The sequence below is a fragment of the Komagataeibacter melomenusus genome (assembly GCF_013155395.1).
Taxonomy (GTDB): Bacteria; Pseudomonadota; Alphaproteobacteria; order Acetobacterales; family Acetobacteraceae; genus Komagataeibacter; species Komagataeibacter melomenusus.
In genome coordinates this window covers 1-471 of record NZ_JABJWC010000123.1, presented here as the reverse complement: position 1 = coordinate 471, position 471 = coordinate 1, and the positions used below count along the sequence as shown (strand labels likewise).

The following is a 471-nucleotide window of genomic DNA, read 5'->3' as shown; positions in this document are numbered from 1 at the left end:
CAGTTCTTCGGGTCGAGGCCGCCATGGTAATAGGTCAGTGCCAATCGCATGTCGCCTTTGGCCCGGTCCAGGTTTTCCCGCAATAGGCGCGTTCCACCGAGGATGTTTTGGCGCGGGTCATACACATCGGTGATTCCATACGCCTTGGCGATTTCCGGCATCAGCTGCATGAGGCCTTTAGCTCCGGCTTCGCTGGTCGCTCTGGCATTGAATCGACTTTCTGTGTATATGAGCTTCTTGATGTCCAGCTCAGGAACGTTGTACATCTTAGACGCATCTTTGATGATATCATTGATGTACGATGGGACATTTATCGGCTCGGCCTTGCGCTGCGGCGAGAACATACGATTGCGCAGAGACTGGGCGCCGATAGGATCGCCGAATACTTGACCAGCCGCGCCACTCTTCGACTGATCGTAGATCGCGTGCGGATAAACCCCTGTGGCTCGCGAAGTCGGCGCGGTGCTTCCC

Annotated in this window: 1 protein-coding gene; it reads right to left on the bottom strand. The window is 55.8% G+C overall.

The features are described from left to right. The coding region (locus HNW77_RS17350; protein WP_172159344.1) for a lytic transglycosylase domain-containing protein at positions 1–471 on the bottom strand (471 nt) is incomplete at both ends.